Here is a 15,213-nt window from a genome sequence, read left to right on the forward strand (position 1 = left end):
CAATAGGCGGCTTTTCAAAATATCAGTAGTTAAAAACTAACCTTTACAGAAAAACTTATAGATGAAGATTCCCTAATATCTACTTCAAAACCTAATTTATGAAGCTTACTAATGATGTTATCTATATTCTCTTGTGTAATATTTCCCCTTAAGAAATTCAAATAAACAGGATTAATCCCTTTTTTTGAACTAGATTCTACTTGCTGAAGAATATCTTCATAAATATTTTGATGACTTTTTTTCCCCTGCTTTAAATTTACTCGTGCCTGTTCAGCATTAAATTTATTAGCCACAAATATCTCCAAAATTATTTTGTCAAGTATTAGAGTTTATACAAGCAACCTGCTATTCAGTTGTTATGGAGGATCCCATTTTCAGCAGGCTAGAAGCTTATTTCTAAAATACAAACATTCATATTGTTTGTATTTTTATAATATATCTCTCTTATTTCTTTCGGAAAATTTAATATTTGTGCTGATTATTTAATAATGTATATGACTTTACGTAAATTTAATCATTTTTTAATATAATTTTAAGGTATTGGTTTTTTTAAAGTCACAACAACGTAGTCTCATCAACAAAACTCCTAAAAGTACCCCCGAAGAAGCTTTTTTATTAAATATTTAGTCATATCTATAAGCATTTTCACCAACAATATAACTCTGACGGTTATAGGTTGATTGTTTGCTTGAATCTATTTCACTTACTTCAAAATATGTTCCTTCACGGTTATTTACAACTTCACCGTCCAAATCACCGCCAATACAAATATACATTGTAAGCTTCCATAAAATTATGAATGGCAGCCTAGCACATAAAATAAAAAGCCCCGCCAATAATCAATATTTAGCGGGGCTTTTAGTGCCGTAATCCGTTCGGCAAGTTAAAAACTGACATTAAAAAGCCCATCCCTCCAAAAGAGAAATGGGCCACAAAAAATAAAAACTTTCAGCGCAGTATTTGATATGAATCATATATGGATATTCATATATATGCAACTACAAATTCATATTTAAAATTTCTATGAAAATGCTCCTATTTGAGGAACTATTAAATTAAAAATTTATATCAATATTGTCTAGAATAGATGATGCAAAATCAGCTATATCTTTCCCGATTTCTACAATTAAATCTGTTACTTCAACAGGACCAGGATTCACAGAATTAAGTACCGAGTTTTCCTGCTTTTGCTCACTATCAGCATCTAATTGCTCTATATTTTCAATTGGATCATTTTGATTTTTCATAAATTTAAGCCAATAAAATTTAATTGAGATTACTTGTCTAATAGGTACATAAGGGTTCGATCAACTTTTCTCTCTTTTCTTTTTTGCTCAAGTTCCTGCTGATATTCTTCTTCTGAAATTACTTTTCTATTAAGTGTAGATTCAATGTATGGTGAATAACCCCTATTATTAGCAAACTTATTTTCCCTGTAATATTGTGATTTATCATAATCAGTCATATTCGCCGTTTGGAATAGAATGTCATTAGCTCGCTCTGCCCTTTTAAAAACTTGATTTGTACGATCTATTTTTTGTTGATTTGATAACTCAAAAAAATCAACTTTCTCACGACTGTTATTATTTTGGATCCCTTCATCCTTAGCAATTAAGATAGAAGGTTTTTTTTCGAAAAAATCATCAGCACTGTACACTGGGCTAATAATCAATGAACTTATAAAAAATAATAATATTCTGCCCATAAAATTCATGTGCCCATTACAAATATTGGAATACGTAAATTTTATATAACTTTAATAAAAAATCTATTGCTTCGTATCTTATTCTTTTGGTTTTTCCTTTACTCCTAACTAAACTCGTTTAGCTTTCGGTAATGGAGTATCTTTACAACGGGGAGCGGTAGAAATCAGCTTTAAGGGTCATAAAGATATCCATTAAAGAGCCTTTAGAAAAGGCTAAGTATTTTGATTAAAGGATTCTAAAAATTCCGTAATTTGATAAATATCACCAAACTGCAAAGTAACACTCGCCCCTTCCTCATTGTCCTTTGTTGGTCCGAAGTAAAAAATTACCTATGAGGTTTCATTTAAAATCTTGGCGTAGTTGATATTATCTGTATTTATGTAGATATCGTCGTACATAATAAACATTTTTATGTTCCATCTTATTTTAAAGTCTTTAATATAACCCTACACCTTAATTTTTCAATATTTAAAACAAAAAAGCCCATCTTTCGATGAACTTTTAAATATCTTGCGTGATCTTCATTTACACTTCGACCACTATAACGCAAAAATAGCATTTACCCTGTACAGGGTCAAGTTTTGTATTTAATGCATTTAGTTTTGATTAAGTAAAATTTAATAGATCTACGAGTTAGTGCCTAATTGATCAATCAAGTCTTTCCCAAGTTGCCTAGTGTTCTTTTTACCACCCTTACTATTTAAATGGCTTATTCCTATAGAAGAGGCCAACTCTAGTAATACTCCATAAGCCGATACTTTCTCGCCATTTTTATAAACTAGAATAGTGGTATCTTCCAACTGTTCTATCAAATAATCACCATATTCAACTGAACGTTTCAACTGATCCTTTGAAGTGTTAATAATTTCATAGTTAAAGCTGGCTGCAATTTCTATCAACTGATAAATATTACCTTTGCCCCATTGATTGGAAATAACATATATGTCTCCATTACTCATCTGTAACTGATGTTCTTTCTCAATAAAATAACGGTCATATCTTTGCTCATCCAATTGGTTAAGTTTAACCAGCAATCTATCCAGATTCGGATATTCATTAAACTCTGCTCTAAGATCTTCGATATTCTTATTTTCGATTTCATCAAACCGGCATTTAATAATTTCCAGAGCCAGGTAACGTTTATTCAGAGTTTTACCATTGAACATGAAGCTTGAGTAATCCCTTGCATTCGTAAGCTTGGCTTCTCTTCTTTCTTCTGATTTTTTCTGTGCCTTAATCTGATAATCCTTTGCTTCCGGTAAAGGGATGATTTGTTGAATATCAACTAGAATTTGAGAATTGTGAGTATATGGCTGCATTCTTATACAGGTAATATCCAGATCTCGCTCATTAAGCCAGATCACTGAAGTGGTCAATTCTTTTGAAAAGTTTGATGAGACAAGAATGATTCTCACATCATCCGCAAAATTACTTTCATCCAGATTATCAACATCTACAAAATTTGAAATTTCTTCACGTGCATTGTTGTGATCAAAAGATGGATAGCCATTATTTATTTTATATCGACGATAAATATCTATTGCTATATCCAGAGTCATTGTGGAAACCATTGATGCATACCGTAGAGCCTGAAGCTCCATATGGTCACCAGTGTCTGTACGCTTCAGCTCTATAATTACAAGATTTGCATTTTTATCAATTGCCAGTAAATCAATTCTTCTCTTTGAGCCATCCCATTCAGCATACTCTTCAGCAATAACAAGACAGTCCTCAGCGATTACTCCGATATTTTTTTTAAGTGCCTGCTGAAGATGCAATCTTTCCAGAATAGCTTCTTCTTTAAAAGAGGTGGTCTCAACTGCATTTAGTTCATTATTATTTAAAGTAAATATTGGCATGGAATTCAATCTCTGCAAAAGATTTTGCCTTTATACAGCATATGTCATTCAACTCATAGAAAAATAAAAGCCCTGCCAATAGGTTATATTTAGCAGGGCATCAAATACTCTAATTTGTTAGCTAATTAACATATTTGAGTTTCTTAATAACTTTTAGTCTTTTGAATTAATTTTTTAGATTAACTCTAAGTTCGAACAGGTACTAAGAATTTCCTTAACATCTTGCTTTTCAATTTCATGGACTAAACATATTTTTTTTGCTAAACCATTAAGTGAGGTGCCCATTAATATTCCAATTTCACTCTCGATTCCTAACCAAAATCTATCGTGAAATTCATCAGTTTTTTGAATTTCAACATCAATACCAAATTGATAAAATATTTTATCCTTAAAAATTCGTATATTCTCCTCAATTTTACTTTTATTTTTATTACCCAAATTTTCTCTAGATATAATTTTTAAGAAAAAAGGATTTAAATTAGATTTTTCAAAAATTTTTATAAAGAGATCTATTGTCTCTATCCCTCCATCAAAAAAATAAGGATCAATTATCAATAGCTGTTTTTCATTTTTTAATTTTGAAAACTCAGAAGCCAACTTTTCAACTAGTTCATTCTTATCATTGGGCCCAACCAGCATTTCCATGCTTGTTACAAGATCATTCCCTTCTAAAATTGATAAAAAAATATCTTTATAGAAGAAGTCAGCTGAAATTACTCTTATATTTTTATCATTACAAGAATTCTTAATTTCCTCAATGATATGGAAATCTTGATTGCAATCAGGAACTTCTATAGTAAATATATAATCAATAGTGCGCATAAATTTAAGTTTATAAATAAATTGACAATAGGTTAGTATAAATTAAGCATTTAATTAACATTAAATTTTGAAATAAATTATTTTAAAAATATCAATTGAATTTTTATATTTTCAAAGAGTCAATTAAAATTAACGCAATAAGAGCACTTGGCTTGATTAAGTTCAAGTAGTCTTAAAGATTCAAAATCTCTGATACATGTATTTATGATCTTTAGATATACTGAACAGGAAATTTGAATGAAGCTAAAAATAACTCTCTTCTTCAACTCAAATAAAGAGAACCCCATAGATGAATAAAATTTTCCTATCCATTCTTTTATTATCCTTATCAGGATGTGCTGTTTTAATTCCCCCAGCTTATAACCCGGGGGCGGTAATGTCTCATTTCAGAGAAGGACAAGCGAGTAAAGATTCTTTCTATGTAAGTTATAAAGGTGATCGTGGTAGCTCACCAGAACAAGCAAGAGATTTTGTTGTTCTACGCGGTGCTGAGTTAGTTATGCAAAATGATTTTCGCTACTTTAAGATTCCCAAAATGAATCAAGGTACTCTTGTGACCTCAAACTACCAAATCGCATCAGGTGTAAGAAATGATACCTATCAACCTATGGTTGAAGCTCAAATCGTAGGAGTCAAAGATCCTGGAGCAGATACTGAAGTATTAGATGCCATTAAGGTAGCGAAGGCCTTAAGAATTAAATATCGACTCAACTATAAATTGACGCCATTAGAGCTAAAATATAGCCATTAATTTCTTGATGAAGAATAGTTAGATAACTATTTTAAGCGCTTATGAAATCTCTCGAAGTCGTTGCCGCAGTCATCCAACACCAGGATAAAATTTTATGTGCCCTGAAAGGTGAACATAAGTACCCCTATTTATCGAATAAGTATGAATTCCCGGGCGGTAAAGTCGAAGCTGAAGAAACACTCGAGCAAGCACTCATTCGAGAAGTTAAAGAAGAGCTCAATCTTAATATAGAAGTAACAGCGTATCTATTAACTGTAGAGCACGCCTACCCCAACTTTAATATCGAACTGACCACTTTTATGTGCGTGACTAAGACTATTGAAGAATTGGCTTTAAGTGAGCACCAGGATGTACAATGGTGCACTATCGATGAATTAGAACAGCTCGACTGGGCTGCTGCTGATATCCCCATCGTGAAATACTTACTTGATAATAAGACTGCAGCATGTTGAAAGATTTTAGACAATTAAAACCAGGTACCATTTTAAATAACGCAGAATTATGCAAATATTTCCTTTGCTCACCTCAGGGCGGAATGCGTAGATCTAAAAAGACCAACACCCTCATCATTGTTTCAAACCATGTAGAGTCCATCTATGAAGATAGATGGATTGGTGATGAGTTGCATTACACTGGCATGGGCCAAGTCGGTGACCAGGAATTAAAAAGTCAAAATAGAACATTAGCTGAAAGTCATACGAACGGCGTGTCTGTCCATCTTTTTGAAGTATTTGTCGATAAAGAATATATCTATCAAGGTCCTGTTACTCTCGTAGCAGATCCCTATCAAAAGATCCAACCTGATGCCAATAAACAAGATCGGTTAGTCTGGATATTCCCTGTTAAATTATCTGATTCAAATACGGCGATTAGTGTAGAGACCATAGAGCGTACTAGTCAGAAAAAGCAGCGCAAGTATAAGAAGAAATCGATTGAGCAGTTGATGGCAGATGCCCATGCTACAGCACAAACGCAAGTCAGCTACCGTAATACCAAAACAAAATACTTTATTCGTTCCGATGCTATTGCCCAGCTTGCAAAGCGTTTAGCTAATGGCATTTGCCAGCTCTGTGAACAGCCTGCTCCTTTTAAAGACCAAAATGGTGAGCCCTACTTAGAAACTCACCATATTGAATGGTTAGCGCACGGCGGGCCAGACACAGTCGAAAATACTGTTGCACTTTGCCCGAATTGTCATAAGAAAATGCATATCGTGAATGCTGAAGTTGATATATTAAGGTTAAAAAATAATATAGAACTGTAAAAATGAGAGTCTTTTATTACTGCAATACTATTTAATAAATGTGTATTGCAGAATTTCATTAAGAGTTTTAAAGAATTCTCTGATTGGGGTAGAAATTATCTCGTCTTCGAACTTTTGACAGTGATCTAATATTTCTGGCTTATTTGATAATTTATGTTTCAAATAATGAGATGATGGATCTAGTAAGTACATATATTTGTATATAACAATTTCCTTGCTTTCCCCATTCTCCAAAGGCGAAGGACTAGCCGAACCTATCCAACATGTAAATAAGATAAACTCAGCATTTTCAATTTCATTAATTAATTCTAGTAAATTATCATTATGCTTATACAGAGTTTTCAACTCATTTTTTGAGCTATCAAAATAGATTCCATCAATTTCTAATATAGACATTATTTCTCGTCTGATTAACTCTGCCTTTTCCACCCATTCCTTTAATATTTTTTTAAAAGTGGTCTCATCCTTTTCAAGTAAAAGATAAAGATTTCTACTATAAAGACGATAGTCTAGAGTTACTTTATTAAACTCAGAGACTTTTTTCTTAATATTTTCTAGAGCATTTATTTTTGACTGATCGAATAGCTGAATTTTCCAACTCCGAAATCCATAAAAAATAGAAATAGGAGCTAATAAAGTTGCTGACCAAACCAATAAGTTTGTGGCAGTTGACTTATCTATCTTAAAAACATCAAAGATTGCATATAAAGCAATGCAAATTGTTAATATTATTGCATAAATAGCCAGTAAATCTGCTAATAAACTTTTTCTATCCATGAGCTCTTTTCAATTTTAAAATATTAAAAAAACCCGCTCAGCGAGGTAGTTCAATGGGTTACTATAGCTTCGTCCTCTATAACACAAATATGCCAAAATCCGTTTAAACTTTCAATATTCAATGACTTATAGCGTATGAAAATTCAAAATCTAAAGGGTTAGAAATAACTTGTATTTGCGCGAGAAAGTTTTTAATTTTACGTTTTATATATCTTGGCCTCATTACGACATCAATCTCAAACTCGTAGTCAGTAATTCTCTCGTAGTTCACCCTTTTCACTCCAATTAAGCTACACAAATAATCGTGTATTACATTAAAATTTTGTTCCTGCCTATCTATATCCGTGCCCCTGAATGCCAATAACAACGTGACACTTTTCTCAACTTTAGCCATAATTTTGAATAGTTCTTCAATCTTTTATCAGAATCTATTAAATTATACATCATGCAACTAACACAAATATTCCCTTGTACTAAAATACTTTAGTGATAATATTCTTTCATCTTAAACTCTAAAATATACAAAAACATCATGGACTTAAGCTTTACTATTGGCTTACCCGCTACAAGTTTTAAAGGTTTGCATCACAATCAAATCATAGAAGGTAGTTTTGAAAGTGGGAAATTTGAAGGTCATCGCTTTTTTAACGGGAATTGGGTACAAGCAAAACTCTTAAATCACTATCAAGAATATGAGCGCACTCTAAAGAATGGAATGAGAAAGAATCAACGTGTAAAGATTCTTTTAGAATTTTATGAATGGATTCCTGCGTATGGTTCAGGAGCAACAAAAGAACACTATGGCATTAATTCATTTAACAACAAAGTTCAGCTATTCCGTGTAGCAGGATTCGATGATGAGTTCATTAAAATATTAAATGACTACTCACCTATCGAATGCCCTTTTCTTCGACAATGGAAGTACTTGTTCAATTTTGATAGAAAACCATTGGTAGCATTAGAGTAAAATTATTCGAAATAAAAAAAGCACCTTAAGGTGCTTCTTTTTAATCCCACATTGTAAATTCTGATGAGTGATATTTACGAATTTTTCTTAAATATAGATTCATATCATCTTCTGTTAACTCATCATTCTGTCGAACGGTTCTTAGTAATTCAGCAGCAATATCATTACCACCACATGCAGGTCCTGCTAATTTAGGACATACAAGAAATGCGAACGGTTTTAAAAATCGATGCCTTTCTTCAAAAATATGATCAGTTAAATCTATTACTTGACCATCAGGTAGTTCAAAATACTTATTTTGAAAAAGCGAGGGATCGTAATATTTACCATCAAATAAAATTGCAATATCTTTGTAGTAATTGGATTTTTCTCTAGGTTTTATGTTTCCATCTCTATCATAAATATCAAACATTTCTGAAGGTTTAGTTAACACAATAAAAAAGTTATTATATAGCCTAGAATCATGTTTATAAAAAATAATTTTTTCGACTTCTATTTCATAAAATTTACTAAATAAAAATTTATTATTATCAATTTTAACTAGCCCCTTAAAATCTAAATCATCTCCATTTAAATCCACCCACCAAAACTCTTCATATATCAAAAATTCATTTAAATTTTTATAAAAACTTTCAAACCTATTTAAAGTATCTATAGTTTCTATACTCTTTATAAATGGAACTGTTTTTGTAATTGCATTATTTAAATCATAAGTTCTTTGATAAACATCTCTCTTATTAGAAAGAATATCATTAAAAAATGAGAATATATCATCAATGCATTGAAAGCGTTGTTTAGGATTATTAAATATACAATTATGTACAACTTTATCTAAAGCTTTTAAATGCGGATCAGAAGAATCATCTACGAATGGTGTTCTAGTACCTTTTGAAGCTTGACCTGCGTACCACCAATGTATGACCTGACCGAATGAATAAATATCATAACTTGGATTTGCAACATACCCTCTAATAGTCGATTCTTCTGGACTAAAAGAAAAATTGGCCAAACGCTCTGTTGGGGAAGTACTTGATAGTTTTGTAACAAATTCCTCATCAAAATGAGCAATTCCGAAATCACCTATTACATATTCACCTATTTCATCATCGTAAAAAATATTTTCTGGTTTTATATCTCTATGAATAACACCAAAATTATGAAGATGTTTCAATCCACTTCCAATTTGCTTTAGAATTTTTAGCCCATCATAATCTGGAACAGCTTTATCTTTTAAACTTGAACTATATTTTTTCATTATGATGTAAGAAATTTCAATTTTATTCCCTGCTTCACTTGGATATTCAAAGCTATCCAAGTGGTACTGTCTGACAACATTTTTATGGGGTGGTAATTGAATTAAAGAAAAATATTCATCTACAAATCTTTTAAGCTTTCTGGTGCTCAATGATTGCTCAGTTAAAAATTTCACTGCAAATTCCTTTTCTCCATTTTTTTGTTTAAAGAAAAGTACATTAGAATTTCCGCCGCTTTTTACCCCAACTTGAATTAGCTTGAACTCGCCTACTTTAGAAATTAAATCGTTAGTCTTAAAATATTCGTATAAATTCATAAGTAAATTATCATATTTAGATTTTCGATTAAAATAATTGAAAATAGAATTAAAATCAAATACTAATAACCAATAAAGTCATACTGAAAATGTAATACCGCCAAGCCACTCTTCTCCTCATATCGTTTGTATGAACCTGTTTCCTTAGTACATAAAAAACTACCACCCGATGAGAGTTTTAAAGATTAAAAAGCACTGAGAGATGCTTTTTATGTGTATCTACTATGAGTGAGCTCATCTTTATGTAGACAGCATTTTTTATATTTTAATGCAGAGCCACAATGACACTTTTCATTTCTTCCCCATTTAATTTTCAATTTAGCATTATGGTCTTTTGATGAATCACTATAGTCTGTAAACTCACTGAGTATGGAATAATCTTTAATTATTTTTTTCGCTAAAATTGTGTCTTTATAATCAAGCGGCTTTGAGTAATCATAAGTATATATTGCTTCAGATTGTATTTCACTATCTTGTGGTTGCATTATGACAACGACTATCTCCTTTGCTTTTGACTGTCTATACTTCAAAGCTAATGAATATTGCCATGCTACTATTGGCCGTTTTTGATTAAAGTCCTCTATGCTTTCACTTTCTGAAAATGGCAATATTACTAAAATATAAAATTTAGACTTATTTATAGGAGACTGTAAACATCTTGCTGATCTTCGGTTATCTGGAACATTCTGAATTTTATCCAAAAATGCTTGGCTTAGATATGCTCTAGATGATCTGTTTTCAGATGCAAGCGATCGAGCAGCTCTTTCATGCATACTAAAAGGACTATCTTTTCCTTCACCAACTTTAGCTGTAATAATACTGTCGGAAATACTAGCAACCAATTTATTCCAAGATGCTCCCATTTCCTTTATAAACTGATGTTTTTTATAATCAAAATTTTTATAACTATTCCAATATCCCTCACTAATAACTAATAATTGGTTATCTTCTTTGGGATATTCAAATGTATTTACACCATAAGAAAATTTCTCATTATTTAAATAATATCCTAGTAAATCCTCTTCACCAGGAACATTTAGTAAATTATATTTTCTAACTAGATTTTCTTTAGTTTTTAAATAGTTTAAAAAATCAGATATTGTTCCCAATTCATTTATGACTAAATCTATAGAAAATTCATCAAAAATATGTACAAAGGTTTTACTTTTATTAACGTCACAGAGAACAAAAGGCTTTTTTAGACACTCACTTTCTTCTAATGGATAAAAATGAATAAAAGTACCCGTACTTCCTTCTTGATAAGTATCAAAATATTTTCTAGCAGGCACTAAGGTGTTTTTTGTAAGAGCAACTAGATGAAACTCTAAGTTTTTATTATCTAAATTAATGGGAAAAGGAATTGTGCAAAAATTATCCAGAAATATTCTTTGTGGATTGTTTTTTATCCAAGACTCCGCAGCATGCAATTGACGTACTGAATCTGTAATAGATTTTGTGTACCATCTCTTCCAAGCTACATCTAAACTTTTTTCTTCATTGAACTTTATTTCCTTGTCAGAAAATATAATTACTTTATTTCCAAAAACGACTAAGGCATCACATATCTCTTTACCTTGCTTATTTTTAGCAGCCCCTTCATCACTGTATGGGCCAATATAACTCCACAAAGATAAAAAAGTAGTATTCAAAAGCTTAGATAGTTGTCTCTCGCTTTCATTCACACCTTCATTTTTTAATATAGGTTCTAACATTATGCCCACAATATTTTATATTTTAAATTAATATATACAATAACTTAAATTAATATTCAATAAACCCATACCGGCAATGCAACACTGCCAGCCCACATTTCACATCACTACGTGCATCTGACTGTGAACGATCTTCTCTTACCATCTCAGGCCATGACTGCCCACGGAAGTAACGGTCAATAATCGCGTCCATCCATTCATCCATAACTTCACTCTGCCCCATTAAATCCAATATTAAACGCTGTACTGCACGGGCTTCATTGTCATCAATCTGGCACTGGGTTTTAGATTTAGTTTTACGAAACGGATCTGATTCACTCACAAAGTAATTGGCGATGATTTCTCGTTGTTTCTTCTTACCTAATCGTTTTAAACGGCGCTGCTTTTCAACTTGTACCATCGCTGATGCAATTGGGTTGCTATATGCTCCAGAAGGAATACCGGTAAAACTCTTTTGATCTAACCATGCACCGAACTGATATAACCAGCCTTCTAAATCGAACCTAGACCAGTCCACTGAGTGCATAACATGCTTCTTATCGATCATTAGTGTCATTCATTCCCCCAACCATTTTCTCTATCTGCTGAATTGCTAAACCTGACTTCACTTGCTCTGTACTGAACCGTAAAACTGTAAAACCCATCATTGCCGCCGAGTTATATTTCTCCATATCCCCGATGTAACCTTTACCCCTTGTGTGACGTCCACCACTCCAGATCCCGCCCTCTACCTCTACCAAAATCTTTGTCCCCGTAATTAAAAAATCTGCTCTCCATTTGCGTTTCGGATGGAATTTATATTCCTGCTCAAAACTGATCTTGCATGCTCTTAGGTGTGTTGCCAATACCGTCTCGCCTTCACTTGGCTGTCTGGTACCTTGCTTTGCTGAACGGCGCTTCGTTGTCTTCACTGGAAATAATTCACGGTATTCAGCTAAACTCATGCTAGACATGAATACCCCTTTCAAAAGCGTAGAGATCACCTTCCAAGAGCGCTACGTTGACATCGTAGAGGTCTATCATGCTGCCCCCTGCAATGTGCCTTTGAACCCAACTTGCTTGAGATACGGCTCCCATTGTTTGGCCTGAGCAGGATCGCTAAGTTTTACGGCAATACGTGCTGCGAGTTGATCGTAACTTTCCCCTGCAGCTGCAAACTGGCTTGCGAACTCAGGATGTTGTGAAAGTTTTTGAGCGAAGGTATGAACCTGTTTATCGCTCAACAGGTGCGGTGCGCTCGGCGAGCACCGAACCTGCGACCCTGAATTTCGGAAAGCTGCCTGTTCACGTGCTTGGTATTTTCCACATGCGTTGATTAACCAATCTGCAAAGTGGTAATTCATGAGTTCATCACAAAGATTCTTCTCGGCGTTGTAGAGTTCAAAAGCTCGTAACTCCCGATCGAACCATGTCGCGTTTTTGATCTGCTCGTAAGTTTCCTGATCAGTTGCCAAACGAATTTCTTCACCAAGTTTTTTCAAACTCAACCATGTTTTTTTATTTTTAGATTCATCTGATAGATTCTTTGGTAGATTCCGTGTCCCAACGTTGGGACTGTTTAATGGGATCGTTGGTACTCTTTCCTCGGAACAATGGGACTGTTCCGTTGTTGGTACTGTTCCAACATTGGTACCCTTTAAATCGGTACTTTCCTGCGGTAAGTATCCCGTTGTTGGGACTCTTTTATTTTCACGCCCTAACACGTCAATTAATTTATAGATTTTTACCTGTTTGGTTTTACCCGTGCGTTCACCCGTATCGGCGATAAGACCATCTTCAATTAGTTCGGCAATAATCTTCATTACCGTTTTACGGTCAAGATTAGTGTCGTCTTCTAGGCGTTTAACACTCGGATAGCATGTATGTTCTTCACCGGCACGATCGGCTAGTGACAACAGGACGAGTCGTTTAAGTGGCTTTAGACTGCCGCCCTTACGATCGCTGAACTGGACTTCCCAAGCCCATTTAGTGGCATCTAGACTCATTCACCCTCCTCATCTGATTCATCATACTTAGTACCCTTTGATGAATTGCATGACTTACACATTGTTTGGAGGTTTTCTATTGTTGATACACCGCCCAAAATCTCTGGTTTAATATGATCAAGTGTTAAATTCTTCTGAATGCCACATGTAACGCACTTAAACCCGTCTCGCTCGTAAACCTCAAGGCGAAGTTTTAGACCGATTTTCTTTTTCATATATTTTTGTGAGTACTCTTCAGTTTTTCGCCCAAAAAAATCTCGTCCAAATTGAGCCTTATGTACAACTTCTAAAATCATGTTTGCACATAAGTTGCATAAAATAACCTCAGGGTTAATTTTGCTGTAATAATCGACCGCATACTCTTCGTAGCAATATTGGCAAATTTCAAAATCTTCTTTCATGTTGTAGCTCCTATAAAATTAGCTTTAATTACAACATGAAAGTTCTGTCGGATATATTTACTCATGATGGTTGGACCTCTTGATTTTTATTCTTTTCACACTTGCCTCAAACATCATCACGGTCTTTATATTGTTACCCTCAGGGTCTTTGAACTGACCTTGTGAAGCCCAAATAGTTGCATCCAGACTCATTACTCACCAACCTTAGGCTTTACATATCCGCCCATGTATTCAATCTTTTGAGCCTTATACAAACTCGTTTCAATTTCCCCAGCCAAATACAAAGTAATGCGGCCACGGCGAGCAAGTTCTTGTCTAAACTCTTCGCGTGTTAAGGCTGCATTCTTTTCGTTGTATCCACGCTTACGGAGATTCGCTTTATTTCGTTCAAGCATTTTATTTAGAAGGTTAAGAGCTGGCTCGTACCATGACTGGATGCCTTCACGCTGCTTATGTTCAGGAAGGTGTTTAAATTGCTGATTCATGGCACCTCCGCCCGTGCTAATTCTTCTGCAGTTAATCGACGTTTTGCTTCTAACTCAGCAATTGATGCCGATCTAAAGAATTGAACTGGTAGAGCTAACTGCTTACCGCACGCTGACTTAACAAAAAGTCGTTTAGATGTGCTGTAGTAAAATCCAAATACTTCAAAAATTTCGTTATGATCCAGTTCATTAACAACCACCATGTCACCCACTACAAATTCTTCTGAGTTGAGTTCGATTGGCTGTTCTGATAAATTGCTCATGTTCTAATCTCGCTATAGATTTGGATGCCTAACCACTCCTGTTACCGCAGGTAGTGGTTTTTTAATATCCAAGTTTTTCTTTTTGTCCACTGATTTCGTCATGGAAAAGGTCATCCACCGTTTCAATACGGTTCATCCAGCTTTTAGACATAACCAAAAGTGCAGCTACTCTTTCTTTATCAATGCTTTGATAATCCTTAGGAACCACCTTTAATCCAAGTAGACTCAATAGCTCGCAAAATATTTCAATTTCATTCAATCCATTGTTTTTCCTATCAGTTTTAAGTCGAGTGATTGTGCTTGGATCAACCTTTAGTTGTTCAGCAATCTCTTTCTGATTACCTGAATCAAGTCCATGCAATATGCGGGATGCATCATTTCTGGCACTTGCAGAGAGTTCAATTGATAATTTGCTCATGGTGGTTCCTAAGCGGTTAATACTTCTAGGTCTGCTTTAAGCTTTCCATTGGTTTTGACTTGTAAAACTGCTTGAGTTCTAGCTGGTATTCCATTATTCGCCCACTTCCATAGGGTCACAGTGGAATATCCAGTTTTTTTAGCTAACTCTTTTTTATTTTTACAGTCGTGATAATTCATTAAGTCAGTAAGATTCATGCTTACACCAAGTTAACTATAGTTAATAAATTCAAT

The 15,213-nt window shown here is 33.8% G+C and carries 21 protein-coding genes; 4 read left to right on the forward strand and 17 right to left on the reverse strand.

Translation table 11 applies throughout. The annotated features are described in order from the left end of the window. Positions 1 to 29: 29 nt before the first annotated feature. The 6 genes from F931_RS11805 to F931_RS11820 form a co-directional block, all read right to left on the reverse strand. The gene (locus F931_RS11805) at positions 30 to 293 is read right to left on the reverse strand and encodes a hypothetical protein (RefSeq protein WP_016141590.1); all 264 of its coding nucleotides are present in this window, start codon (positions 291 to 293) and stop codon (positions 30 to 32) included. A 330-nt stretch (positions 294 to 623) separates the two neighbouring features. Then, positions 624 to 776 carry a hypothetical protein gene (locus tag F931_RS22400; RefSeq protein ID WP_016141591.1) on the reverse strand — a complete coding sequence of 51 codons (153 nt, stop codon included), beginning with the start codon at positions 774 to 776 and terminating at the stop codon, positions 624 to 626. Positions 777 to 1,055: 279 nt separating this feature from the next. Next, a complete protein-coding gene (locus tag F931_RS11810; RefSeq protein ID WP_016141592.1) occupies positions 1,056 to 1,247 on the reverse strand; it encodes a hypothetical protein in 192 nt (63 codons plus the stop codon). A 29-nt stretch (positions 1,248 to 1,276) separates the two neighbouring features. Next, positions 1,277 to 1,705 (reverse strand): hypothetical protein, encoded by a 429-nt coding sequence (locus F931_RS11815; protein WP_025470343.1) that lies wholly within the window; start codon positions 1,703 to 1,705, stop codon positions 1,277 to 1,279. Between the two features lie 627 nt (positions 1,706 to 2,332). Beyond that, a complete protein-coding gene (locus F931_RS22060) occupies positions 2,333 to 3,565 on the reverse strand; it encodes a PDDEXK family nuclease (protein ID WP_016141594.1) in 1,233 nt (410 codons plus the stop codon). A gap of 174 nt (positions 3,566 to 3,739) precedes the next feature. Beyond that, the gene (locus F931_RS11820; protein WP_016141595.1) at positions 3,740 to 4,387 is read right to left on the reverse strand and encodes a hypothetical protein; all 648 of its coding nucleotides are present in this window, start codon (positions 4,385 to 4,387) and stop codon (positions 3,740 to 3,742) included. A 289-nt stretch (positions 4,388 to 4,676) separates the two neighbouring features. Between F931_RS11820 and F931_RS11825 the strand changes: the two genes are divergently transcribed. From F931_RS11825 to F931_RS11835, 3 genes are read left to right on the forward strand one after another with little or no spacing between them, the layout of a single operon-like run. Continuing rightward, on the forward strand, positions 4,677 to 5,138 hold the full coding sequence (locus F931_RS11825) for a CC0125/CC1285 family lipoprotein (protein ID WP_016141596.1): 462 nt from the start codon (positions 4,677 to 4,679) through the stop codon (positions 5,136 to 5,138). Positions 5,139 to 5,179: 41 nt separating this feature from the next. Continuing rightward, the gene (locus tag F931_RS11830) at positions 5,180 to 5,590 is read left to right on the forward strand and encodes a (deoxy)nucleoside triphosphate pyrophosphohydrolase (protein WP_016141597.1); all 411 of its coding nucleotides are present in this window, start codon (positions 5,180 to 5,182) and stop codon (positions 5,588 to 5,590) included. Continuing rightward, the gene (locus F931_RS11835) at positions 5,584 to 6,402 is read left to right on the forward strand and encodes an HNH endonuclease (protein ID WP_016141598.1); all 819 of its coding nucleotides are present in this window, start codon (positions 5,584 to 5,586) and stop codon (positions 6,400 to 6,402) included. The genes F931_RS11830 and F931_RS11835 overlap by 7 nt, the downstream gene beginning before the upstream one ends. Before the next feature lie 27 nt (positions 6,403 to 6,429). Here F931_RS11835 and F931_RS11840 read toward each other — a convergent pair whose 3' ends face one another. Continuing rightward, complete coding sequence (locus F931_RS11840; RefSeq protein ID WP_016141599.1) at positions 6,430 to 7,179, reverse strand: hypothetical protein; 750 nt, start codon at positions 7,177 to 7,179, stop codon at positions 6,430 to 6,432. A gap of 532 nt (positions 7,180 to 7,711) precedes the next feature. Here F931_RS11840 and F931_RS11845 point away from each other — a divergent pair. Continuing rightward, positions 7,712 to 8,146 carry a hypothetical protein gene (locus tag F931_RS11845; protein WP_016141600.1) on the forward strand — a complete coding sequence of 145 codons (435 nt, stop codon included), beginning with the start codon at positions 7,712 to 7,714 and terminating at the stop codon, positions 8,144 to 8,146. Positions 8,147 to 8,186: 40 nt separating this feature from the next. Here the strand turns inward: F931_RS11845 and F931_RS11850 are convergent, their stop codons facing one another. The 10 genes from F931_RS11850 to F931_RS11895 all read right to left on the reverse strand — a co-directional run bounded on the left by F931_RS11850 (position 8,187) and on the right by F931_RS11895 (position 15,177). Next, complete coding sequence (locus F931_RS11850) at positions 8,187 to 9,716, reverse strand: protein kinase domain-containing protein (protein WP_016141601.1); 1,530 nt, start codon at positions 9,714 to 9,716, stop codon at positions 8,187 to 8,189. Between the two features lie 209 nt (positions 9,717 to 9,925). Beyond that, complete coding sequence (locus tag F931_RS11855; protein ID WP_016141602.1) at positions 9,926 to 11,428, reverse strand: SEC-C domain-containing protein; 1,503 nt, start codon at positions 11,426 to 11,428, stop codon at positions 9,926 to 9,928. Positions 11,429 to 11,477: 49 nt separating this feature from the next. Then, on the reverse strand, positions 11,478 to 11,984 hold the full coding sequence (locus F931_RS11860; protein ID WP_025470345.1) for a hypothetical protein: 507 nt from the start codon (positions 11,982 to 11,984) through the stop codon (positions 11,478 to 11,480). Beyond that, positions 11,965 to 12,381 carry a DUF559 domain-containing protein gene (locus F931_RS11865; protein WP_016141604.1) on the reverse strand — a complete coding sequence of 139 codons (417 nt, stop codon included), beginning with the start codon at positions 12,379 to 12,381 and terminating at the stop codon, positions 11,965 to 11,967. The genes F931_RS11860 and F931_RS11865 overlap by 20 nt, the downstream gene beginning before the upstream one ends. A gap of 66 nt (positions 12,382 to 12,447) precedes the next feature. Next, a complete protein-coding gene (locus F931_RS11870) occupies positions 12,448 to 13,413 on the reverse strand; it encodes a helix-turn-helix domain-containing protein (protein ID WP_016141605.1) in 966 nt (321 codons plus the stop codon). Next, positions 13,410 to 13,814, reverse strand: a complete 405-nt coding sequence (locus F931_RS11875; RefSeq protein WP_016141606.1) for an HNH endonuclease — start codon at positions 13,812 to 13,814, stop codon at positions 13,410 to 13,412. Before F931_RS11875 ends, F931_RS11870 begins: the two co-directional genes overlap by 4 nt. Positions 13,815 to 14,005: 191 nt before the next feature. Continuing rightward, positions 14,006 to 14,299: a hypothetical protein gene (locus F931_RS11880; protein WP_016141607.1), complete on the reverse strand. Its 294-nt coding sequence runs from the start codon at positions 14,297 to 14,299 to the stop codon at positions 14,006 to 14,008. Beyond that, the gene (locus F931_RS11885; RefSeq protein ID WP_016141608.1) at positions 14,296 to 14,562 is read right to left on the reverse strand and encodes a hypothetical protein; all 267 of its coding nucleotides are present in this window, start codon (positions 14,560 to 14,562) and stop codon (positions 14,296 to 14,298) included. The genes F931_RS11880 and F931_RS11885 overlap by 4 nt, the downstream gene beginning before the upstream one ends. A gap of 61 nt (positions 14,563 to 14,623) precedes the next feature. Further along, positions 14,624 to 14,980, reverse strand: coding sequence for a hypothetical protein (locus F931_RS11890; protein WP_016141609.1), 357 nt, complete (start codon positions 14,978 to 14,980; stop codon positions 14,624 to 14,626). Positions 14,981 to 14,988: 8 nt separating this feature from the next. Then, positions 14,989 to 15,177: a hypothetical protein gene (locus tag F931_RS11895; RefSeq protein ID WP_016141610.1), complete on the reverse strand. Its 189-nt coding sequence runs from the start codon at positions 15,175 to 15,177 to the stop codon at positions 14,989 to 14,991. Positions 15,178 to 15,213 lie beyond the last annotated feature (36 nt).

The organism is Acinetobacter pittii ANC 4050, from assembly GCF_000399685.1.
In the GTDB taxonomy this organism is placed as follows: domain Bacteria; phylum Pseudomonadota; class Gammaproteobacteria; order Pseudomonadales; family Moraxellaceae; genus Acinetobacter; species Acinetobacter pittii_E.

Excerpts from the sequence above, each read along its gene's own strand:
- F931_RS11885 (WP_016141608.1), bottom strand. The coding sequence starts at position 14,562 with ATGAGCAATTTATCAGAACAGCCAATCGAACTCAACTCAGAAGAATTT.
- F931_RS11815 (WP_025470343.1), bottom strand. The coding sequence starts at position 1,705 with ATGGGCAGAATATTATTATTTTTTATAAGTTCATTGATTATTAGCCCA.
- F931_RS11895 (WP_016141610.1), bottom strand. The coding sequence starts at position 15,177 with ATGAATCTTACTGACTTAATGAATTATCACGACTGTAAAAATAAAAAA.
- F931_RS11860 (WP_025470345.1), bottom strand. The coding sequence starts at position 11,984 with ATGACACTAATGATCGATAAGAAGCATGTTATGCACTCAGTGGACTGG.
- F931_RS11880 (WP_016141607.1), bottom strand. The coding sequence starts at position 14,299 with ATGAATCAGCAATTTAAACACCTTCCTGAACATAAGCAGCGTGAAGGC.
- F931_RS11835 (WP_016141598.1), top strand. The coding sequence starts at position 5,584 with ATGTTGAAAGATTTTAGACAATTAAAACCAGGTACCATTTTAAATAAC.
- F931_RS11825 (WP_016141596.1), top strand. The coding sequence starts at position 4,677 with ATGAATAAAATTTTCCTATCCATTCTTTTATTATCCTTATCAGGATGT.
- F931_RS11850 (WP_016141601.1), bottom strand. The coding sequence starts at position 9,716 with ATGAATTTATACGAATATTTTAAGACTAACGATTTAATTTCTAAAGTA.
- F931_RS11865 (WP_016141604.1), bottom strand. The coding sequence starts at position 12,381 with ATGTCTAGCATGAGTTTAGCTGAATACCGTGAATTATTTCCAGTGAAG.
- F931_RS11845 (WP_016141600.1), top strand. The coding sequence starts at position 7,712 with ATGGACTTAAGCTTTACTATTGGCTTACCCGCTACAAGTTTTAAAGGT.
- F931_RS11890 (WP_016141609.1), bottom strand. The coding sequence starts at position 14,980 with ATGAGCAAATTATCAATTGAACTCTCTGCAAGTGCCAGAAATGATGCA.
- F931_RS11855 (WP_016141602.1), bottom strand. The coding sequence starts at position 11,428 with ATGTTAGAACCTATATTAAAAAATGAAGGTGTGAATGAAAGCGAGAGA.
- F931_RS11810 (WP_016141592.1), bottom strand. The coding sequence starts at position 1,247 with ATGAAAAATCAAAATGATCCAATTGAAAATATAGAGCAATTAGATGCT.
- F931_RS11840 (WP_016141599.1), bottom strand. The coding sequence starts at position 7,179 with ATGGATAGAAAAAGTTTATTAGCAGATTTACTGGCTATTTATGCAATA.
- F931_RS11820 (WP_016141595.1), bottom strand. The coding sequence starts at position 4,387 with ATGCGCACTATTGATTATATATTTACTATAGAAGTTCCTGATTGCAAT.
- F931_RS11830 (WP_016141597.1), top strand. The coding sequence starts at position 5,180 with ATGAAATCTCTCGAAGTCGTTGCCGCAGTCATCCAACACCAGGATAAA.
- F931_RS22060 (WP_016141594.1), bottom strand. The coding sequence starts at position 3,565 with ATGCCAATATTTACTTTAAATAATAATGAACTAAATGCAGTTGAGACC.
- F931_RS11875 (WP_016141606.1), bottom strand. The coding sequence starts at position 13,814 with ATGAAAGAAGATTTTGAAATTTGCCAATATTGCTACGAAGAGTATGCG.
- F931_RS11870 (WP_016141605.1), bottom strand. The coding sequence starts at position 13,413 with ATGAGTCTAGATGCCACTAAATGGGCTTGGGAAGTCCAGTTCAGCGAT.
- F931_RS22400 (WP_016141591.1), bottom strand. The coding sequence starts at position 776 with ATGTATATTTGTATTGGCGGTGATTTGGACGGTGAAGTTGTAAATAAC.